We start from the raw sequence: 15,890 nt of genomic DNA, 5'->3' as shown, positions 1-15,890 counted from the left end.
GGCCGTGCCCCCAGGGGCCGATGAGCAGCCGCGCCGACGGTCCGCCCCAGCGGCTCCACAGCCGTTCGGTCTCGGCGGCGAACGTGTCGTGGGTGCCGCCGACCGCGAGCAGCGGCACGGTGGCGTCCGCGGCCCGGTCGAGCAGCCGGCCGTACGGCGCCTCCCAGAGCTCGGCCCAGCCGGGAAGCGGCCGGCCCAGCCGCCGGGGAAGGTCCGAGACGGGCAGGCGGTCGAGCAGGTGGGGGTCGGCGGCGAGCGCGTCGTCGAAGGCCGAGGAGTCGCCGACACGGCGCCCGCCGTGGGCGGTCCACCAGCCGACGCGGTCGTACAGCCGCTCGCAGCCGTCGGCCTCTCGGGCGGTCTCCGCCGGCCCGAGCACCGGTACGGCGGTGATGACGGCGTCCGGGCGCGCGTCCTCGGGGGCGTCGAGGGCGAGGGTGAGGGCGCAGTACGCGGCGTACGAGCCGCCGGCGGCGATGATCCTGCCGTCAGACCAGGGACGTCGGCGGATCCAGCGGGCGGTGGCCGCGCCGTCGCCGTGCTCGGCGGTGTAGGGGCACCAGTCGCCGTCGGAGTCGTGGCGGCCGCGGACGTCCTGGGCGACGGCGGCGAACCCGTGCCGGGCCCAGCCGGCCAGCTCCGCCCGGTGCCCGGTGCGGCCGTACGGGGTGCGGATGAGCACGGTCGGGAACGGCCCCTCGCCGTCCGGGAGTTGCACGTCGGCGGCGAGGAGCACGCCGTCCGGGGCGGGGATCCGGTGGGTGCGCGCGGCGGGTGGACGCGTCGGTGAGGGCGTCGGCGTGGAGGTCATGGCGTTCCGCGTCGTCGGGGGGCGACCGGCGGCACCGGGAGCACGGGGTGGCTCTCGACGGTCAGGTCGCGCAGGTCGACGCGGCGCAGTCGGCGCCGGGCCGGCAGGGCGGCGGCGCCGGGGGCCGCGCCCGCCCAGTCGGCCAGGTCGGCGGCGAGCAGCGCGGCGATGAGCGCGGCGGCGGGACCGGTCAGCGGGGCCTGGTGGCCGGTGGCACGCGAGCCGCGCCAGTAGGCGGCGAGTTCGCGGTGGGCGGGGGTGGCGGCGAGTCGGCGGGCGCGGATGTGGGCGGAGGTGACGTCGCCGGGCAGCGCGGCCAGCGGTTCGAGCCATGCCTGCCAGCCCTCGCGGTGGCAGCGCAGCCAGGCGACACCGCGTTCGGGGAGCCGGTCGGCGGCGTCCCACAGCCCGGGCGGGACCGGCTCGTCCAGGCACCAGACGACGGCTGCGGGTGCCGGCGGGCGGCCGGGTTCGCCGAGGAGGGCGTCGAGTGCGGTCGGTCCGGTCGGCCGGGGGTCGGCGCCGGCGTCCGTCAGCAGCGTGGCCAGCGGCCCGGTGACACGCGGGTCGCCGAGCAGCCACACCGTGCGGCGGTCGGCGGCCCAGTCGGTGGTGGCGGGGCCCGCGGTCAGGTAGCCGGCCTGCTCGAACGCGTCGGTGAGCCGGTCGAGTTCACCGGAGTCAGGGGTGGGGTCCGCGTCCTCGACCTGCGGCGCCGCTTCGCCGGTGAGACGGGCGAGCAGCCGCGGTACGGGCGCGTCTCCGGTGTTGACCCGCAGGAACTCCCCGTCGGCGGTCCGCACGGCCATCCCCGTGGGGCCGCCCTCGGTCCGCGGGGGCACGGCGACCGCCTCGACACCGGGTGCCAGACGCCGTGACGCCGCTGCGGCCGGTCGGACAGACCCTGGCTGGCTGGACACGATGAGACCTTTCGTCGGTTCGCTCGGTGGGTGGCGCGGTTTGTCGACGCGCGGCGGGCGGCGGGTGGGGCGAGAGCGGCGGGCCCGCCCGTTGCCGGAGCGGGCCCGCCTGGCGGTTACGCCGGATTACTCGCTGTCGGCGTTGCCGTCGACCTCGTCGAAGGGGTTCTCGACGAGCGCGTTGGAGTGCGAAGCCGAGTTGTGGGCCAGCTGACCCGGGTCGGCGATCGGGGCGAAGATCCGCTCCTGCTCCATGGTGATCCTCCGTAACTCTCAACTGTGCGACGTCCGTTCGGGCGCCGCACAACAGAGAGTAGATGAAAATGATTATCGTTTACTACCCACTGCGGGGTGATCTGGGTAACACACCGGCCACCCGCCCTCCGGGTCGACACCCACCCGGCCGACGACGTCCAGCACCTCCGCGAGGAACGCCGGTGTCACCACCTCCTTGGGCGCGCCGTCCGCGACCACCACGCCACCGCGCAGCGCGACGATCCGCTCGGCGAAGCGGGCCGCGTGGGCGAGGTCGTGCAGCACCATCAGCACGGTCAGGCCGCGTTCCTCCCGCAGCCGCACCACCGTCTGCAGGACCTCCAGCTGGTGCCGCAGATCGAGGTACGTGGTCGGCTCGTCGAGCAGCAGCACCCGGGTGTCCTGGGCCAGTGCCATCGCCAGCCGCACCCGCTGCCGTTCGCCGCCGGACAGCGCGTCCACCGGGCGGTCCGCCCAGTCGGTGACGCCGGCGTCCGCGAGCGCCCGCGCGACCGTCGCGTCCTCCCCCGCGCGCAGCATGCCGAGCGGGCCGCGCGCCGCGTAGCGGCCCTGCCGCACCAACTGCCTCACGGTCAGGCCGGGTACGGCCGGCGCGGACTGGTGCAGCAGCGCCACACGGCGGGCCGTCGCCCGCCGGGAGAGCCGCGCCAGGTCGTCCTCGCCCAGCAGCACCCGGCCGGACGCCGGCCGCAGCAGCCCGGCGACCAGCCGCAGCAGTGTGGACTTCCCGCAGCCGTTCAGTCCGACCAGCGCGGTCAACTCGCCCGGTTCCACCCGGAGTTCGACGCCGGCGAGCACCGGGCGTCCCGGGTAGCCGAAGGACACGTCCTCGACCGTGATTCCGACGGCGTCCGCCATCTCCACTCCTGTCTGCCTCACTGGACCTGCTCTCCGGGGTCGGTGCTCGTCAGTACTCACGGTCGGGCGTGCGGCGGACCGCGAGCAGCAGCAGTGCCGCACCGAGGAAGCTGGTGACCGCGCCGACCGGCAGCGTCAGCCGTCCGGCGTCCAGCAGCAGCGCCAACGCGCGGGCCAGCGACTGGGCGAGGGCGTCCGCGACGCACACCACGGTCGCGCCGAGCAGCGCCGCACCCGGCAGCGTCACCCGCAGGTCCGCGCCGAACACCGCGATCGCCACGTGCGGGATGAGCAGCCCGACGAAGCCGAGCGCGCCGACCGCGGAGACGGCCGCCGCCGTGAGCGCCACCGCGCACAGCAGCGCCAGCGCCCGCGCCCGGTCGGCGGCCAGTCCGAGGGCGGCGGCCTGCTCGTCGCCGCAGCGCAGCAACGTCAGCGGACCGGCGAGCAGCCAGGCCAGCACCGCCCAGGCCAGCGCCCAGGGCCACATCAGATGCCAGTGGTGCCACACCCGGCCCTCGGTGGAGCCGACCAGCCACTGCACCACGCTGCCGAGTTCACCCGGCGCGACCAGCAGGACCATGGCGGTGAGTCCGCCGAGCACCGCCGAGACGAGGACGCCGTAGACGGCCGTGCCCGCCGGGTCCGAGCGCTGTCGGCCGGCGAGCAGCCACAGCAGGCCCGCGCCGGCGAAGCCGCCGATGGTCGCGGCCAGCACCACGGCCGCCGGGGAGTCCCAGCCGGCCAGTCCGAGCCCGGTGGCGGTCACCGCGCCGAGCACCGCGCCCGGGGTGACGCCGGTGACCTCGGGACCGGCCAGCGGGTTGCGCAGCGCGGACTGGAGCACCAGCCCGGCGACGCCCAGGCAGGCGCCGGCGCCGAGCGCCACCAGCAGCCGGGGTACCCGGAGTTGGAAGAAGACGTGGCGGTCGGTGTGGTCGCCGCCGCCGGTCAGCACGTCCCAGACGGCCGGTGGCGAGAGCGCGCGGCCGGCCAGCACCTGCGCGCAGACCGCCGCCAGCAGCACCGCGCCCACCAGCAGGAACCTGCGGTTGACCGTCGCCGTCATCGCGCACCTCCCGTCGCGCGGCGCAGCAGGAGCACGCCGGCGGGCACGCCGAGCAGCGCCGTCCAGGCGCCGACCGGCGTCTCCACGGGTGCCAGCGCCAGCCGTGCCGGGACATCGGCGACGACCACCACCACGGCGCCCCAGACAGCCGCCCACGGCAGCCAACTCACCGCGTCACCACCGGGATTGAAGCGCCGGGCCAGCTGGGGGGCGAGGAAGCCCACCCAGGCGACCGGGCCGCACACCGCGACGACGGGCGCGATCAGCACCACCGCCACGGCCAGCGCGGCAAGCCGGGCACGACGCACCCGTACGCCCAGCGCCTCCGCGTCGTCGTCGCCGAGGCGCAGCACACCGAGCACCGGAGCGCACAGCACCAGGGCCGGGCCGGCCACCAGCAGCCAGGGCCCGAGCCCGCCGACGTCGTCCCAGGTCCGGGCGGAGAGCGAGCCGAGCAGGTAGCGGTAGATGAGCTGGAGGTCGAGTTGGTCGGCCATCACCATCATCACCAGCAGCGCCGCCTGGAGCGCGGCCGCGACCGCCGCCCCGGTCAGCAGCACCGCCGAGGGGCTGCGCCCGAAGCCGGCCGCGAGCAGGGTGAGGGCCCCGCCCAGCGTCGCGCCGGCGATGGCGAGCACGGGCTGCACCACGGCGGGGATCGAGTACGCGAGGACCAGCGGCGCCGCGACGCCCAGCGCCGCACCGGAGGAGACGCCCAGCAGTTCGGGCACGGCCAGGTGGTTGCGAAGCGCCTCCTGGAGGACCAGGCCGGCCGCACCGAGGCAGGCGCCGGCCACCAGGGCGAGCACCATCCGCGGCAGCCGGAGCTCGGTGACCACGAGGGAGGCCAGGTCCTCGGCGCCGCCGAGCAGGGCTTCCGGCAGCAGATGCGGCGGTACGACGGGCGTGCCGAGGCACAGCCCGGCCATCGCGGCGAGCAGCAACAGACCTACGGCGAAAGGAACTTGGGCGCGCCGCAGGCGGGAGCGGCCGTCACGCGCCGCCTCTCCGCCGGCGGGAGAACGCCGCTGCGGCGGAACGGCGGCGGACGGGGCGCCGGCGGGAGTGTCCCGCGCCCCGTCCGCCGCCCGCGCGAGGGGCCGCCGACTCACCGGAGCGCGGCCGTGGCCTCGTCGAGCACGATGCTCAGCGAGCGGGTGCCGCGACCCTTGGCCCACACCTCGGAGTCGACCTCGTGGACGTCGCCGTTGCGGACGGCCGGGATCCTGCCCCACAGCGGGTTCTTCGCCAGCTTCTCGGAGAGCTTGCCGTCGTCCTCGCCGAACGACAGGGTCTCCACGAAGAGCACGTCGACGTCCTTGGCCAGGATTTCCTCCAGGCTGTAACTGCCCTCCACGCCACGGGACTTCCACGGGTAGCGGGAGATCTTGGGGAAGAGCCCGGCGGCGACGTCGGTACCCGGGGTGGCGACGCCGAAGTTCTCGTCGTTGCCGTAGATGATCAGCGAGGTCAGCTCGCTCGGCTTCTTCTCGGCGGCGGCGAGCTTGGCGCGGAACGTCCGCTCGGCCTTCTCGCCCTCCTCGGTGCGGCCGGTGAGGGCGGCGAGGTCGCGCAGGTAGGCGACGCTGTCCTGCCAGTCGTCGGGCTGGACCGGCCAGAACGTCGTGGCGCCCTTGAGCGCGGGCGCCAGTTTGCCGTGGGTGTCCTTGAGGCCGATGACGAGGTCGGGCTTGTGGGAGAGGATCGCCTCCACCTCGGGCGCGATGAAGCCGCCGGGGACGACCGGGACCTTCGCGGCCTCCTTCTTGCCGAGGAAGTCCTCGTGGGCCAGCAGGGCGTTGTTCGTCGCCGCGGGCTTCAGGCCCAGCTCGGTCAGCATGTCGTCGCAGATGGCGACGAGGCACACCACCCGCTCCGGTGCCTTGTCGGTGGCCACGCGGACGCCCTTGACGTCCTTGATCTCGCGGGCGGACTCGATCGGTTCGACCTTGAGCGCGGTCCTGGCGCCGGTGTCCTTGCCGTCGTCGTCCGCCGTCTCGGCGGTTCCGCCGCAGCCGGCCAACAGGGAACCCAGGACGGCGGCGGCGATGAGTCGTCTGGTGTGTCGTAGCGCGGTACGCGGCATGGAGATTCTCAGTTCCTTCTTGAGGTGCGGGGCCAGCGGACTGCCTCGGCGGGCGCCCCATTCCCTCCGAGCAGGCAGGGTACACATGATAATCGTTATCATTACAAGTTTTCACCCGCTCGGAGGGCAGAACCTCATGACCACCGCTCCCCTACTGCTCGTCTCCGACCAGATCGCCGGTCGCGTAAGGCTGTTGACCGTCCCCGACGGCACCCCGGTCGCCGCGCTCGAAGGCCGACACCTCGCCGAGCACCCCGGGTTCCTCGCCCTGCCCGGCGGGCGACTGGCCTGCGTCGACGACCGGGCCGGCGAGTTGCTGGTGCTCGACCCGTTCGGCGCCCTGCGGGGCGGCCCGCTTGTCGGGCGACGCCTTCCGGTGGCCACGCCCGCCGAGCAACTCGCCGCCGACCCCGCCGGGCGGCGCCTGGCGCTCACCACCGGCCTCGGCGACAACAACACACCCTGGTCGGAGCTGTTGACCGTGCTCGACCTGGCCAGCGGGGACTGCGTACGCGTCCGCACCCGCGCCGGCGAGCCGGGCGTGACCGTCCTGACCGACCCGGCCGACGGCGACGGCACCTGGGTGGCGCTGCGCCACCGGGAACCCGGCGCCTGGGACGTGCATCGCTGGTCGGACCTTCTGGATGCGGCCCCCGGCTGCCCGCCCGCCGCCGCGCACCACAGCGTGCCGCTGCCGCCCGACGGCCACGGGGACGCCCAGGACCCGCTGAGCGGCCGGACGTTCGCCGCCACGAGTGAGGGCGTGCACCGGGCACGCCTCCAAGACGGCGTCCTTCTCCCCGAGGCGACGCTGCCCTGGCGGGCGCCGGGGCGCGGCTACTTCCTCCGGCTCGACCCCCGCCGCCGCACCCTGTGGTCCTGTCTGCGCGGCGGCCCGGCCGAGCCGCACCGCTGGAGCGAGTGGACCAACCACGCCTGGCGCCACGAAATCGACGGCCACCGCACCGAGGTGTGCGACCTCGGACCCGGCCTGGTCTTCCGGATGGCGTTCACCGGGCGGCACGCCGCCTTCACCCGCATCCACCCGGACGGCGACGAACTGCTGCTGCTCGACGCCGGTTCCAGCCGGCCCGAGGTGGTACGCCGGGTGCCGCTGTCAGCGATGGAGGGAGCGCCACAAGGGGGCCGCTCCCCCTGGGAGGGCGTGCAGCGGCGGGCCGTCGCCGCCTCGCCGGGCGCGGGATGGGTGGCCGTGAGTCGGGGCGGGCACGGCGAGGTGCTGCTGCTCGACGCGGACGGCGGCGGAGAGCCCCGCGTGCTCGACGTGGGCACCCCGCTCGACCACGGCGGCCGCCTGGCGATGATCGGCGTCGGCGACGGCGCGGAGGGGGATGCGAACGGGCGCTGAGAGCCCTTCCCGAAAAGAGCCGGGAACCCGGTCGGGAACTGTCGGGAACTGTCGGGAACAGGGACGCCTTACAAAAAGCACCTGCCCGGTGCGACGGGGGATGCACACCGGGCAGGCACAACTCCTTTGTACAGCATGTGTAGTCGTCGGCGCATCACCCGCCGCGGCGACGAGGCCGGAGCACACGCCGGACAATCGAGATCAAGCCACGCCAGTCGGGCCGTACTTCCCTCTTCCGTACCGGTCACGGCCCTGTTTCCCGCGCACACGACGTATGTCAACGACGCCTCCCCGGCCACCGTTCCGGCTCTCCTGTTTGGCCGATTCTGAGCGCAACCGGAAACCGACGTCGTCACAGGTCACCCCGCCGAGGGCCGGCGTCGGCCCCACCTCCCGACGCGCCCGCACCAAGATTGTGAACAGATTCACACCAAACCCTTGGCCCGGCGGCGTGATCCGTGCTGAGATGCGAACCACATCTCGCAGCTTCGGGGTGTCGTGCGGACCGGCGGCAGGGGCGCGAGCCGGAGCACGACCCACGACACACCCGGGGGCGGATTTCCGGCTCGAAGGCGCGCTTGGGGAGGGCACTGTGGCGGAACCCGCCAGGTCAGGTCCGGTTCGGCGGGACGGCATCCGGGAGCATCCGGAGGGAGACGATCCACTGAGCGCCGCCATCTGGCGACTCCGCTCCCGTGGCTGCTGGGAGGACGCGGCGGCCCTGCTCGACGCACACGCCGCGCAGGAGCCCAGACAGGCGGTGCGCCGAGCCGCCCTGCTCGTGGAGCGCTGCCTGTTCACCGCGGCCGGCTGGGCCGAGGCCGAGGAGGCGGTGCGCGCCGCCGAGGCCGCCGCCACCTCCGACGTGGACCGCGGCGCGGCGGCCTGCGAACGCGGCCAACTCGCCTACGCCGCGACCGTCGTGGGCGGTCGCGACCGCTCGGACGAGGCACGCGCCGCGCTCGGCCGGGCCGCCGCGCTGATCCCGCCCGACGCGCCCGAGCGGGCCCTGCTGGACTTCCGACGCGGACTGCTCGCCGAGTTCCTCGCGGACAACCCCCAGTCGGCCGAGGCCGCCTACCGCCGGGCACACACCGCCGCCAGCACCCACGGCGACTCGCTGCTGTGCTCCTTCACCTGGCGCCACCTCGCCGGCCTCGCCCAGCGGGAAGGCGAGCTGGCCGAGGCCCGCCAGGGCTTCGCGGAGTCGCTGCGGATACGGGAGGAACTGGGCTTCCTCGTCGGCATGGCACCCGCGCTGGTGTCGCTCGCGGACGTCGCGCCCGAACCGGAGGCGGACCGCCTGCGCGCCGAGGCCAACCGGCTCTTCCGGCTTCTCGGCGGCGTTCCCACCTGGCTCGCCGGACGACTCGCCGCCGCCTGACCCCGGACCGCCCCGGACGCACCCGGCGCCGGGGCGAGCGCTCTCAGACCGCGAGGATCTCGCGGAGCAGCCGTTCGGCGGCGGGCAGGTCGGGGGTGGCGAGCGCGTCCAGTAGCGCCCCGTACCGTGCGGCCACCCCGCAGGCGGCCGCACGGTCCAGCAGGCCCGGCTGGGCGCCCCGGCACAGCTCCTCGACCAGCCGGGTCAGCCGCCGGTTGGCGCACGGCTCGACCAGCGCCGCGTGGAACGCCCGGTCCGCCGCCGCGTATCCGGTGACGTCACCGTTCACCGCGCACCTCAGCACCTCGTCCGCCAGCGGGCGCAGCGCGCGCCAACTGCTGGGCGCGCGCAGCCGGGACGCCTGGTGCAGCGCCGGCACCTGCACCATCACCCGGACCTCGGCCAGCTCCGCGACATCCCGCGCGGTGCGCTCGGCGACCCGGAAACCCCGGTTGGGCACCGTCTCCACGACACCCTCGCCGGCCAGCTGCTGCATGGCCTCGCGGACCGGCGTCGGCGACACGCCGAAGCGGGCGGCGAGCACCGGGGCCGAGTAGACGTGGCCGGGGCTCAGCTCCCCGTTGAGCAGCGCCGCGCGCAACGCGTCGAGCACCTGCGCGCGGACCGAGTGGCGGCGCGGCCCGGCCGGCTGCTCCCCGTGCACGTGCTCACCGCGCACCGCCTCGCCCGGGCCCGGGCCGATCGCCTCCGCCGGGCCCGGCGCGGCGGACGGGCGCGCCGGGGCGAGCCGGCGCTGCTGCGCGGGCAGCCCACGCCGCGGGTCGCGGGCGGCCTCCGCCCCCGTGATCGTCTCCGCGCCGGTCTCGCTCATCCGCCCTCCTGCCCTGACGTCGACACCTCTGATTGTCCGAAGAGCACCATAGGCGCAGAGTGCGGGAGATCAAACCTCGATTACATCAGCTAAGGTAAGGCTTACCTGTTAACGATCGTGGAATCGGGACCGCCGCATGGCCACCACCACTCTCGCACCAGCCCGGTCCGCCCCGGCGGACACCCCGCTGAGCGCCGCGTACACGCGGCTGGCCGAACTGCTGCCGGCACTGCGCGTGCAGGAGCTGCGCGGGGGCCGGAGCCTGCCCGAGGGCGACGGCTGGGTGACCACCGAGCAGCTCGCCGAGGGCGGCGGCGTCACCGACTCCTTCCTCTCCTGGGACGACCAGCAGATCCTCCGCGACTACGGACAGCGGGGACGGCCCGACGTGGTCGCCTCCTTCGGTCTGCACCGCTACGCCTGGCCGGCGACCCTGCTCATCACCTTCCCCTGGTACCTGCACCGCCGGGTCCCCCGCCTGCCCGCCGGGACCGTCGCCTTCCACCGCGAGGCGGGCCGGCTGGCGGTGCGGACCGGCCCCTTCGCCTGCCTGCCGGACGACCCGGCGGCCGCCGCGCCGGGAGCCCGCGTGGTGGCGGACGAGGAGGCGCTGGCCGAGGAGGTCAGGTCGGCCGTCGCCGAACACCTGGCCCCCGTGCTCGACGGCTTCCGCCCCCGCATGCGGCGCCGCCCCCGGGCACTGTGGGGCGTCGCCTCCGACGAGATCGTGGAGGGCCTGTGGTACGTCGGCCGGCTGCTGGGCGAGGAGCGGCACGCCATGGCGGAGGCCGAACGCCTGCTGCCCGGGGCGACCGGCCCCTTCCCCAGCGGCGCCGGCTTCCGCGAACTCCACGCCCCCGACGGCACCGCCCACCCGACCCGCACCCGGGCCAACTGCTGCCTGTTCTACACACTGCGTCCGCGTGAGGCGTGTGTGACCTGTCCGCGCACCTGTGACAGCGAACGAATCGCCCGTCTGACCGAGCAGAGCTGACACGTTCGAAACCAGAAGCCCCAATTCGGCGCAGCAGCCGCCCATTAGCGGTCAGTTAGCGGGAAAGCCCCTGCGAGCCTCGCCAATTCGGCCAGGATGCTCCGCGAAAGCGAAGCCACGGCCGTGGACGGCCGAACTAGGGGCAGCGATGACACTTGCGGCACTGACGGATATCTCGCTCAACTGGGTGCTGGCAGGCACCGTGATGCTTGTCGGCTTCCTCGCCGCCGTGGTGCTGCTGGCCAGGGGACGCAAGCGCGACGAACGCGACGAGGGCGCGAACGGCCAGAGCGACTCCTGGGAGAAGGCGGAGGAACGCCGCAGACGCAAGGAGACCATCTACGCGACCGCCTCCTACCTGCTGCTCTTCTGCTGCGCCGGAGTCGCCGCCGCGCTCTCCTTCCACGGACTCGTGGGATTCGGACGTCAGAACCTCAACCTCAGCGGCGGCTGGGAGTACCTGGTGCCCTTCGGGCTCGACGGCGCGGCCATGTTCTGCGCGGTCATCGCCGTCCGGGAGGCCAGCCACGGCGACGCCTCACTGGGCTCCCGGATACTCGTGTGGATGTTCGCCGGGGCGGCGGCATGGTTCAACTGGGTGCACGCGCCGCGCGGCGACGACCACGCCGGCGCACCCCACTTCTTCGCGGGCATGTCGCTCTCCGCGGCGATCCTCTTCGACCGGGCCCTCAAGCAGACCCGCAAGAGCGCGCTGCGGGAGCAGGGGCTGGTCCCGCGACCACTGCCGCAGATCCGGGCCGTCCGGTGGATCAGGGCGCCGAGGGAGACCTTCCGCGCCTGGTCGCTGATGCTGCTGGAAGGCGTCCGCACCCTCGACGAGGCGGTGGACGAGGTGCGCGAGGACCGGCAGCGCAAGCAGGAGGAGCGCGCCCGCGCACGGGAGCAGCGCAAGCTCGAACGCGCCCGGATGAAGGCCCTGGACCGGCAGCACCGCATGTGGCGCAGGGGCGACAACCGGCGCGTGGAGGTGGAGATCACCCCCGGCCAGGCCGCCGCCGCGAAGGTCGGGCCGCAGCCGCTGGACTCCGCCGAGGTGGAACCCGGGCGGCTGCCGGTGCGCAGCCGCCCGGCCCTGGAGTCCGGCCCGGACGAGACGGTCGGCGGCCGCGCCCGGCACGAGGGCGGCGGCAAGTTGGACGAGCATCCGGACGACGGCGGCCAGGCCGGCCACCGACTCGACTCGCTGGAGGAGAAACTCGCCGCGATCGAGCGGCAGTTCGGGTGAGGACGTCGCACCGGCGCCCGATGCGGTGCGACGTCTCCCCTGCTCGCGGTCCAGCCGTCTGCTCCCGCTCGGACCGCCGTGTCGGGACCGGCCGCCGTCGTCAGATCGACCGCCGTGCTCAGATCGACCGGCCTTCCCAGACGCCGACCGCCGTGCGGTCGTCCGCGTAGCCCTTCGCCCGCAGCTGCACGTCGGCGAGGAAGTCCGCGAGGCCCGGCGCCTCCGCGCCGGACCAGCGCTCGGCCAGCACCGCCCGGAACTCGCGTTCCCCCCGCAGCGGCCCGGCCATGCCGCCGCTGCACAGCAGCAGCGTGTCGCCGGCCTCGGCGAGCGAGGTGCGGAAGAGGAACGGCGGGGTGACCGGCTCCGGCCCCGACTCGCCCGAACCCGTCGGCCCACCGGTAGCGGGCCCCGTGAGGTCTTCCGCACCCGGGCCCGGCGCCACGCCCGGCTCCAGGCCGCCTCCCGCGACCGTGGGGCCCGCCGGTGAAGCCGGTTCCAGGTCCTGCCAGCTGCCGTCCCGCAGCCGGAAGAGACCTCCCGGTCCGACGCCGAAGAACAGCCTGACCCGGCAGCGCGGGTCGGCAGGCAGCAGCAGGCAGCGCAGTCCGGCCGTGTAGTCGGCCGGGTCAAGCCCCTGCTGGGCGGCGCTCGCCCGGAGCCTGCCGAGGCTCCGGGCGGTCAACCGGCCCAGGCCCGACTTCAGCGCCGAGCGGCGCCCCTCCCGAAGGTCCTCCACCAGTCGCACACGGCTGCGTCCGATCGCACCGCCGATCCACTCGCACACCTCACGAGCCGCCAGGTGCCCCGCGGACGCGGCGCGGCTGCCGCTGGCGACGGCCACCAGCAGCAGACCCTCCTCGCCCACTCCGAACCCGGCCGTCAGGAGAGCGTCGCCCCGGGGACGGCCGCGGAACCGGCCGGAGTCGCCGCGCTGGGACACCGCCCGCACGGTGAGCGTGCCGTGCCGGGTGCCGTCCAGCACGGTGTCGGGCACCAGCTCCCCGAGACGCTCGGGGTCGGCGGTGGGCAGCACTGTCGGTTCCGGCTCGTAGGTGGGCGGACGGTCGCCGATGTACTCCCGCTCCCCCGCCGCGCCGCGTCCGCGACGCGCGCCGTCGCCGGAGGGGTCCGGCAGCGCGGCGGCCCGGGCGCGGAGCAGCCGCCGGGTCGCCGGCCGCACAGCTGGTTCGGCAGCAGGTTCGGAAGCCGACTGCCCCCGGCCGGTGGCCGCGGCCCCGGTCTCCGGCCGCCCCGGCGACGGCACCACGGCGGCGGTCGCCGGACCGCGGGCCGGATCATCGGCCGGGCGGTCACCTCCCCGGGCTCCGCTGTCCGCCTCCTTCCTCGCGGACGACGACTCCTCCTCCGCGGGACGTTCCTCACCGGGCGGTGGCCGGTGTCGGGACTCCCGGCCTCGGCGCTGCCCGGAGACCTCGGTCACCTCCGCCGAGCCGCCGGCGGCACCGGCGTTCGCGGAGTCGAAGGCCTCAGGGGCGTCAGCGGCGCCGGTGGCGGCAGGGCGGCCGGTGGGGTCCGCGCGTGGCGGGGCCGGATCAAGGGGCCCGCTCCCCTCCGGCGGCCCGGTCGGCCGCGGCTTGCCCGCCTCGGTCGAGGACGTGCCGTCCCGCCCGCGGGGGACGGACGGCCGACGGGTGCCCAGCGGAAGGGTCCGGCCCGCGTCGGACCGGCCCGCACCGGACCGGTCCTCGTCACCACCGCCCGCCGTCCCGGCTGGCCGCGCGGGGCCGTCCTCGTCCGTGGATCTCTCCGGTGGGGCACCGCCCTGGGCGGGAAACGCGGTTGTCGCCCGGCTGGCCGAGTCGAAGCGCTCGTCGACGGTGTCGCCGACCGGCGCACGGCCGACGTCCGCGTTCTCCTCGCCGTAGAGCCGGCTCCACCAGTCGTGCTCCGGTGCCCTCTCCCCCTGCCCATCCATCCCGCTATTGTCCCAGCCTGTACCGAATCGGCCAGCGGTTCGACACAAAGCTTCACTCCGACCAGCCTCCTGACGCAACGTCACCTTGACGCCCGGACAGTTCGCCGCAGGTCCGGAGTGCCGTCCCCTCCGATGCACAACCGGTGAGGGTGTGTGAACCTTTGACCATGACGGACACGAGCCCCAACAAGTCGTTCAGCCCGGCCGAGATCAACTACCTCCGCGGCCAGCGACTCGGTCGGCTGGCGACCGTCGACGCCGACGGTCAGCCGCAGGCCAACCCGGTGGGGTTCTTCCCGCAGCCGGACGGCACCATCTGGGTCGGCGGCCAGGCCCTCGCCCGCACGAAGAAGTGGCGGAACCTGCGGACGAACCCGAAGGTCGCCCTTGTCGTCGACGACCTGGTCAGCGTCTCGCCGTGGCACGTGCGCGGTGTCGAGGTGCGCGGCGAGGCCGAACTGCTCACCGGGCGCGACGATCTGGGCCCCGGTTTCAGCAGCGAGATCATCCGCGTCCACCCCCGATGGATCCACAGCTGGGGCCTTGAGGACAGCTAGGGCCTGCCCGGCGGACAGACCTCAGCCCGCGCGGGTGGCGGTGGCCGCGCCTGTGGCGGCCGCACGCCACAGGTGGTGCAGCGCGTAGGAACGCCACGGGCGCCAGTCCCTGGCGTCAGCCGGCGTGGCGCCGAGGAGGGCCAGGCCCTGTCGGACTCCGACGTCTCCGGGGAGGAAGACGTCGGGGTCGCCGAGCGCGCGCATCCGCGCATAGCCGGCGGTCCACGGCCCGATCCCCCGGAGGGCGAGCAGCGCCCGCTCGGCGTGCTCCCGGTCCGCGCCCGGGTCGAGCACCACGGACCCGTCCGCGAGCGCCGCTGCCAGCGTGCGCAGACACTCCCGCCGCGCGGCGGGCATGCCCAGTTCCACGAGGGACGCCTCGGCCAGGGTCTCCGCCGCGGGGAACAGCCGGGTCAGGCTGCCCGAGGCGTGCGGCAGCGGCTTGCCGTACGCGGTGACCAGCCGTCCGGCGAGCGTGCGGGCGGCCGCCACGGTCACCTGTTGCCCGAGCACGGCGCGTACGGCCAGCTCGGATCCGTCCACCGCGCCCGGCGAGCGCAGGCCCACGGCCTCCCGCACCAGCGGGCCCAGCCGGGCGTCCGCCCCCAGCCGCTCGGCCACGGCGTACGGGTCGGCGTCCAGGTCGAACAGGCGGCGAAGGCGCTGCACGGCGCAGCCGAGGTCCCGCAGGTCGGAGAGGACCAGACGACAGGGCAGCCAGCCGGGCCCGCCGTGTTCGCCGACCTCCGCGACGGCATGTCCGTAGGGCAGCGCCAGGGTGCGCCGGTAGCAGCGCGTTCCCGGCTCGCCCACCACCTCTTCGACGCCCTCGACCGCACGCCGGGCGAGGAAGTCGAAGACGGGTCCGGCGGCGTACGGTCCGCGGTGGGCGAGGCGGAGCGAGACGCCCTCGGCGTCGGCCCGCGTCCCGCCGGAGGCTCCTCTCACCTCGGTGGGGGTCAGGTCGTAGACCTCTCGGATCGTCTCGTTGAACTGCCTGACGCTGGCGAACCCGGCGGCGAACGCCACTTCGGTGATCGGCAGCCCGGTGGTGCGCAGCAGGATGCGTGCCGTCTGGGCGCGCCGGCACCTGGCCAACGCGACCGGGCCCGCGCCCAGCTCGGCGGTGAGCTGCCGCTGCACCTGGCGGGCGCTGTAGCCGAGCCGCCGGGCGAGTCCGCTCACGCCTTCCCGGTCGACCACGCCGTCGCCGATGAGCCGCATGGCCCGGCCCACGGTGTCCGCCCGCACGTCCCACTCGGCCGAGCCGGGGACGGTGTCCGGGCGGCAGCGGCGGCACGCCCGGAAGCCGGCCGTCTGCGCGGCGGCGGCCGAGCGGTAGAACCGCACGTTCTCCCGCTTGGGGGTGCGGGCCGGGCAGCTGGGGCGGCAGTAGATGCCGGTGGTGAGGACGGCTGTGAAGAACACGCCGTCGAACCGCTCGTCCCTGCTGTGGACCGCCTCGTACCTGCTCTCATCGTCCATCACCCTTCCAGTCTGCGCCTGCCTCGAGCGTGATCACTCGCGGAAATCGGACACGGTGGTGAGG

Annotated in this window: 15 protein-coding genes; 5 read left to right on the top strand and 10 right to left on the bottom strand. The window is 74.9% G+C overall.

Annotation, left to right across the window (positions count from 1 at the left end; all coding sequences use genetic code 11):
• The 7 genes from GL263_RS08230 to GL263_RS08205 form a co-directional block, all read right to left on the bottom strand.
• The coding region (locus GL263_RS08230; protein WP_182854930.1) for a CocE/NonD family hydrolase at nt 1-811 on the bottom strand (811 nt) is incomplete at its 3' end.
• A complete protein-coding gene (locus tag GL263_RS08225; protein WP_438947932.1) occupies nt 808-1,653 on the bottom strand; it encodes a hypothetical protein in 846 nt (281 codons plus the stop codon). The genes GL263_RS08225 and GL263_RS08230, both read right to left, overlap by 4 nt.
• A gap of 204 nt (nt 1,654-1,857) precedes the next feature.
• Nucleotides 1,858-1,986 (bottom strand): streptamidine family RiPP, encoded by a 129-nt coding sequence (gene amiA / locus GL263_RS28820; RefSeq protein WP_267129467.1) that lies wholly within the window; start codon nt 1,984-1,986, stop codon nt 1,858-1,860.
• Between the two features lie 72 nt (nt 1,987-2,058).
• Nucleotides 2,059-2,865 carry an ABC transporter ATP-binding protein gene (locus GL263_RS08220; protein WP_182854929.1) on the bottom strand — a complete coding sequence of 269 codons (807 nt, stop codon included), beginning with the start codon at nt 2,863-2,865 and terminating at the stop codon, nt 2,059-2,061.
• A gap of 49 nt (nt 2,866-2,914) precedes the next feature.
• Nucleotides 2,915-3,934, bottom strand: a complete 1,020-nt coding sequence (locus GL263_RS08215; protein WP_182854928.1) for a FecCD family ABC transporter permease — start codon at nt 3,932-3,934, stop codon at nt 2,915-2,917.
• Complete coding sequence (locus GL263_RS08210; protein ID WP_267132755.1) at nt 3,931-4,863, bottom strand: FecCD family ABC transporter permease; 933 nt, start codon at nt 4,861-4,863, stop codon at nt 3,931-3,933. Before GL263_RS08210 ends, GL263_RS08215 begins: the two co-directional genes overlap by 4 nt.
• 179 nt (nt 4,864-5,042) lie before the next feature.
• Nucleotides 5,043-6,020, bottom strand: coding sequence for an ABC transporter substrate-binding protein (locus GL263_RS08205; RefSeq protein WP_182854926.1), 978 nt, complete (start codon nt 6,018-6,020; stop codon nt 5,043-5,045).
• A gap of 136 nt (nt 6,021-6,156) precedes the next feature.
• Here GL263_RS08205 and GL263_RS08200 point away from each other — a divergent pair, with 136 nt between their 5' ends.
• Nucleotides 6,157-7,389 carry a hypothetical protein gene (locus GL263_RS08200; RefSeq protein ID WP_182854925.1) on the top strand — a complete coding sequence of 411 codons (1,233 nt, stop codon included), beginning with the start codon at nt 6,157-6,159 and terminating at the stop codon, nt 7,387-7,389.
• Nucleotides 7,390-7,981: 592 nt separating this feature from the next.
• Nucleotides 7,982-8,773 (top strand): hypothetical protein, encoded by a 792-nt coding sequence (locus GL263_RS08195; RefSeq protein WP_438947931.1) that lies wholly within the window; start codon nt 7,982-7,984, stop codon nt 8,771-8,773.
• A gap of 43 nt (nt 8,774-8,816) precedes the next feature.
• Here GL263_RS08195 and GL263_RS08190 read toward each other — a convergent pair whose 3' ends face one another.
• The gene (locus tag GL263_RS08190) at nt 8,817-9,605 is read right to left on the bottom strand and encodes a GntR family transcriptional regulator (protein ID WP_182854924.1); all 789 of its coding nucleotides are present in this window, start codon (nt 9,603-9,605) and stop codon (nt 8,817-8,819) included.
• Nucleotides 9,606-9,741: 136 nt separating this feature from the next.
• Between GL263_RS08190 and GL263_RS08185 the strand changes: the two genes are divergently transcribed.
• Both GL263_RS08185 and GL263_RS08180 read left to right on the top strand, forming a co-directional pair.
• Nucleotides 9,742-10,599 (top strand): (2Fe-2S)-binding protein, encoded by an 858-nt coding sequence (locus GL263_RS08185; RefSeq protein WP_182854923.1) that lies wholly within the window; start codon nt 9,742-9,744, stop codon nt 10,597-10,599.
• Nucleotides 10,600-10,747: 148 nt separating this feature from the next.
• The gene (locus tag GL263_RS08180; RefSeq protein ID WP_182854922.1) at nt 10,748-11,845 is read left to right on the top strand and encodes a DUF2637 domain-containing protein; all 1,098 of its coding nucleotides are present in this window, start codon (nt 10,748-10,750) and stop codon (nt 11,843-11,845) included.
• Between the two features lie 118 nt (nt 11,846-11,963).
• Here the strand turns inward: GL263_RS08180 and GL263_RS08175 are convergent, their stop codons facing one another.
• The gene (locus tag GL263_RS08175; protein ID WP_182854921.1) at nt 11,964-13,784 is read right to left on the bottom strand and encodes a protein phosphatase 2C domain-containing protein; all 1,821 of its coding nucleotides are present in this window, start codon (nt 13,782-13,784) and stop codon (nt 11,964-11,966) included.
• A gap of 167 nt (nt 13,785-13,951) precedes the next feature.
• Between GL263_RS08175 and GL263_RS08170 the strand changes: the two genes are divergently transcribed.
• Nucleotides 13,952-14,341, top strand: a complete 390-nt coding sequence (locus tag GL263_RS08170) for a PPOX class F420-dependent oxidoreductase (protein ID WP_182854920.1) — start codon at nt 13,952-13,954, stop codon at nt 14,339-14,341.
• A gap of 21 nt (nt 14,342-14,362) precedes the next feature.
• On the opposite strand, the gene GL263_RS08165 is transcribed toward GL263_RS08170, so the two are convergent.
• Nucleotides 14,363-15,826 (bottom strand): DNA-3-methyladenine glycosylase 2 family protein, encoded by a 1,464-nt coding sequence (locus GL263_RS08165; RefSeq protein ID WP_182854919.1) that lies wholly within the window; start codon nt 15,824-15,826, stop codon nt 14,363-14,365.
• Nucleotides 15,827-15,890: the final 64 nt, after the last annotated feature.

It is taken from the genome of Streptomyces durbertensis, assembly GCF_014156695.1.
GTDB classification, from domain to species: domain Bacteria; phylum Actinomycetota; class Actinomycetes; order Streptomycetales; family Streptomycetaceae; genus Streptomyces; species Streptomyces durbertensis.
This window is presented reverse-complemented; position numbering and strand designations above follow the sequence as displayed.

Coding starts and splice junctions, on each gene's coding strand:
- amiA (WP_267129467.1), bottom strand. CDS start 1,986: ATGGAGCAGGAGCGGATCTTCGCCCCGATCGCCGACCCGGGTCAGCTG.
- GL263_RS08220 (WP_182854929.1), bottom strand. CDS start 2,865: ATGGCGGACGCCGTCGGAATCACGGTCGAGGACGTGTCCTTCGGCTAC.
- GL263_RS08215 (WP_182854928.1), bottom strand. CDS start 3,934: ATGACGGCGACGGTCAACCGCAGGTTCCTGCTGGTGGGCGCGGTGCTG.
- GL263_RS08210 (WP_267132755.1), bottom strand. CDS start 4,863: ATGGCCGGGCTGTGCCTCGGCACGCCCGTCGTACCGCCGCATCTGCTG.
- GL263_RS08205 (WP_182854926.1), bottom strand. CDS start 6,020: ATGCCGCGTACCGCGCTACGACACACCAGACGACTCATCGCCGCCGCC.
- GL263_RS08200 (WP_182854925.1), top strand. CDS start 6,157: ATGACCACCGCTCCCCTACTGCTCGTCTCCGACCAGATCGCCGGTCGC.
- GL263_RS08190 (WP_182854924.1), bottom strand. CDS start 9,605: ATGAGCGAGACCGGCGCGGAGACGATCACGGGGGCGGAGGCCGCCCGC.
- GL263_RS08185 (WP_182854923.1), top strand. CDS start 9,742: ATGGCCACCACCACTCTCGCACCAGCCCGGTCCGCCCCGGCGGACACC.
- GL263_RS08180 (WP_182854922.1), top strand. CDS start 10,748: ATGACACTTGCGGCACTGACGGATATCTCGCTCAACTGGGTGCTGGCA.
- GL263_RS08175 (WP_182854921.1), bottom strand. CDS start 13,784: ATGGATGGGCAGGGGGAGAGGGCACCGGAGCACGACTGGTGGAGCCGG.
- GL263_RS08170 (WP_182854920.1), top strand. CDS start 13,952: ATGACGGACACGAGCCCCAACAAGTCGTTCAGCCCGGCCGAGATCAAC.
- GL263_RS08165 (WP_182854919.1), bottom strand. CDS start 15,826: ATGGACGATGAGAGCAGGTACGAGGCGGTCCACAGCAGGGACGAGCGG.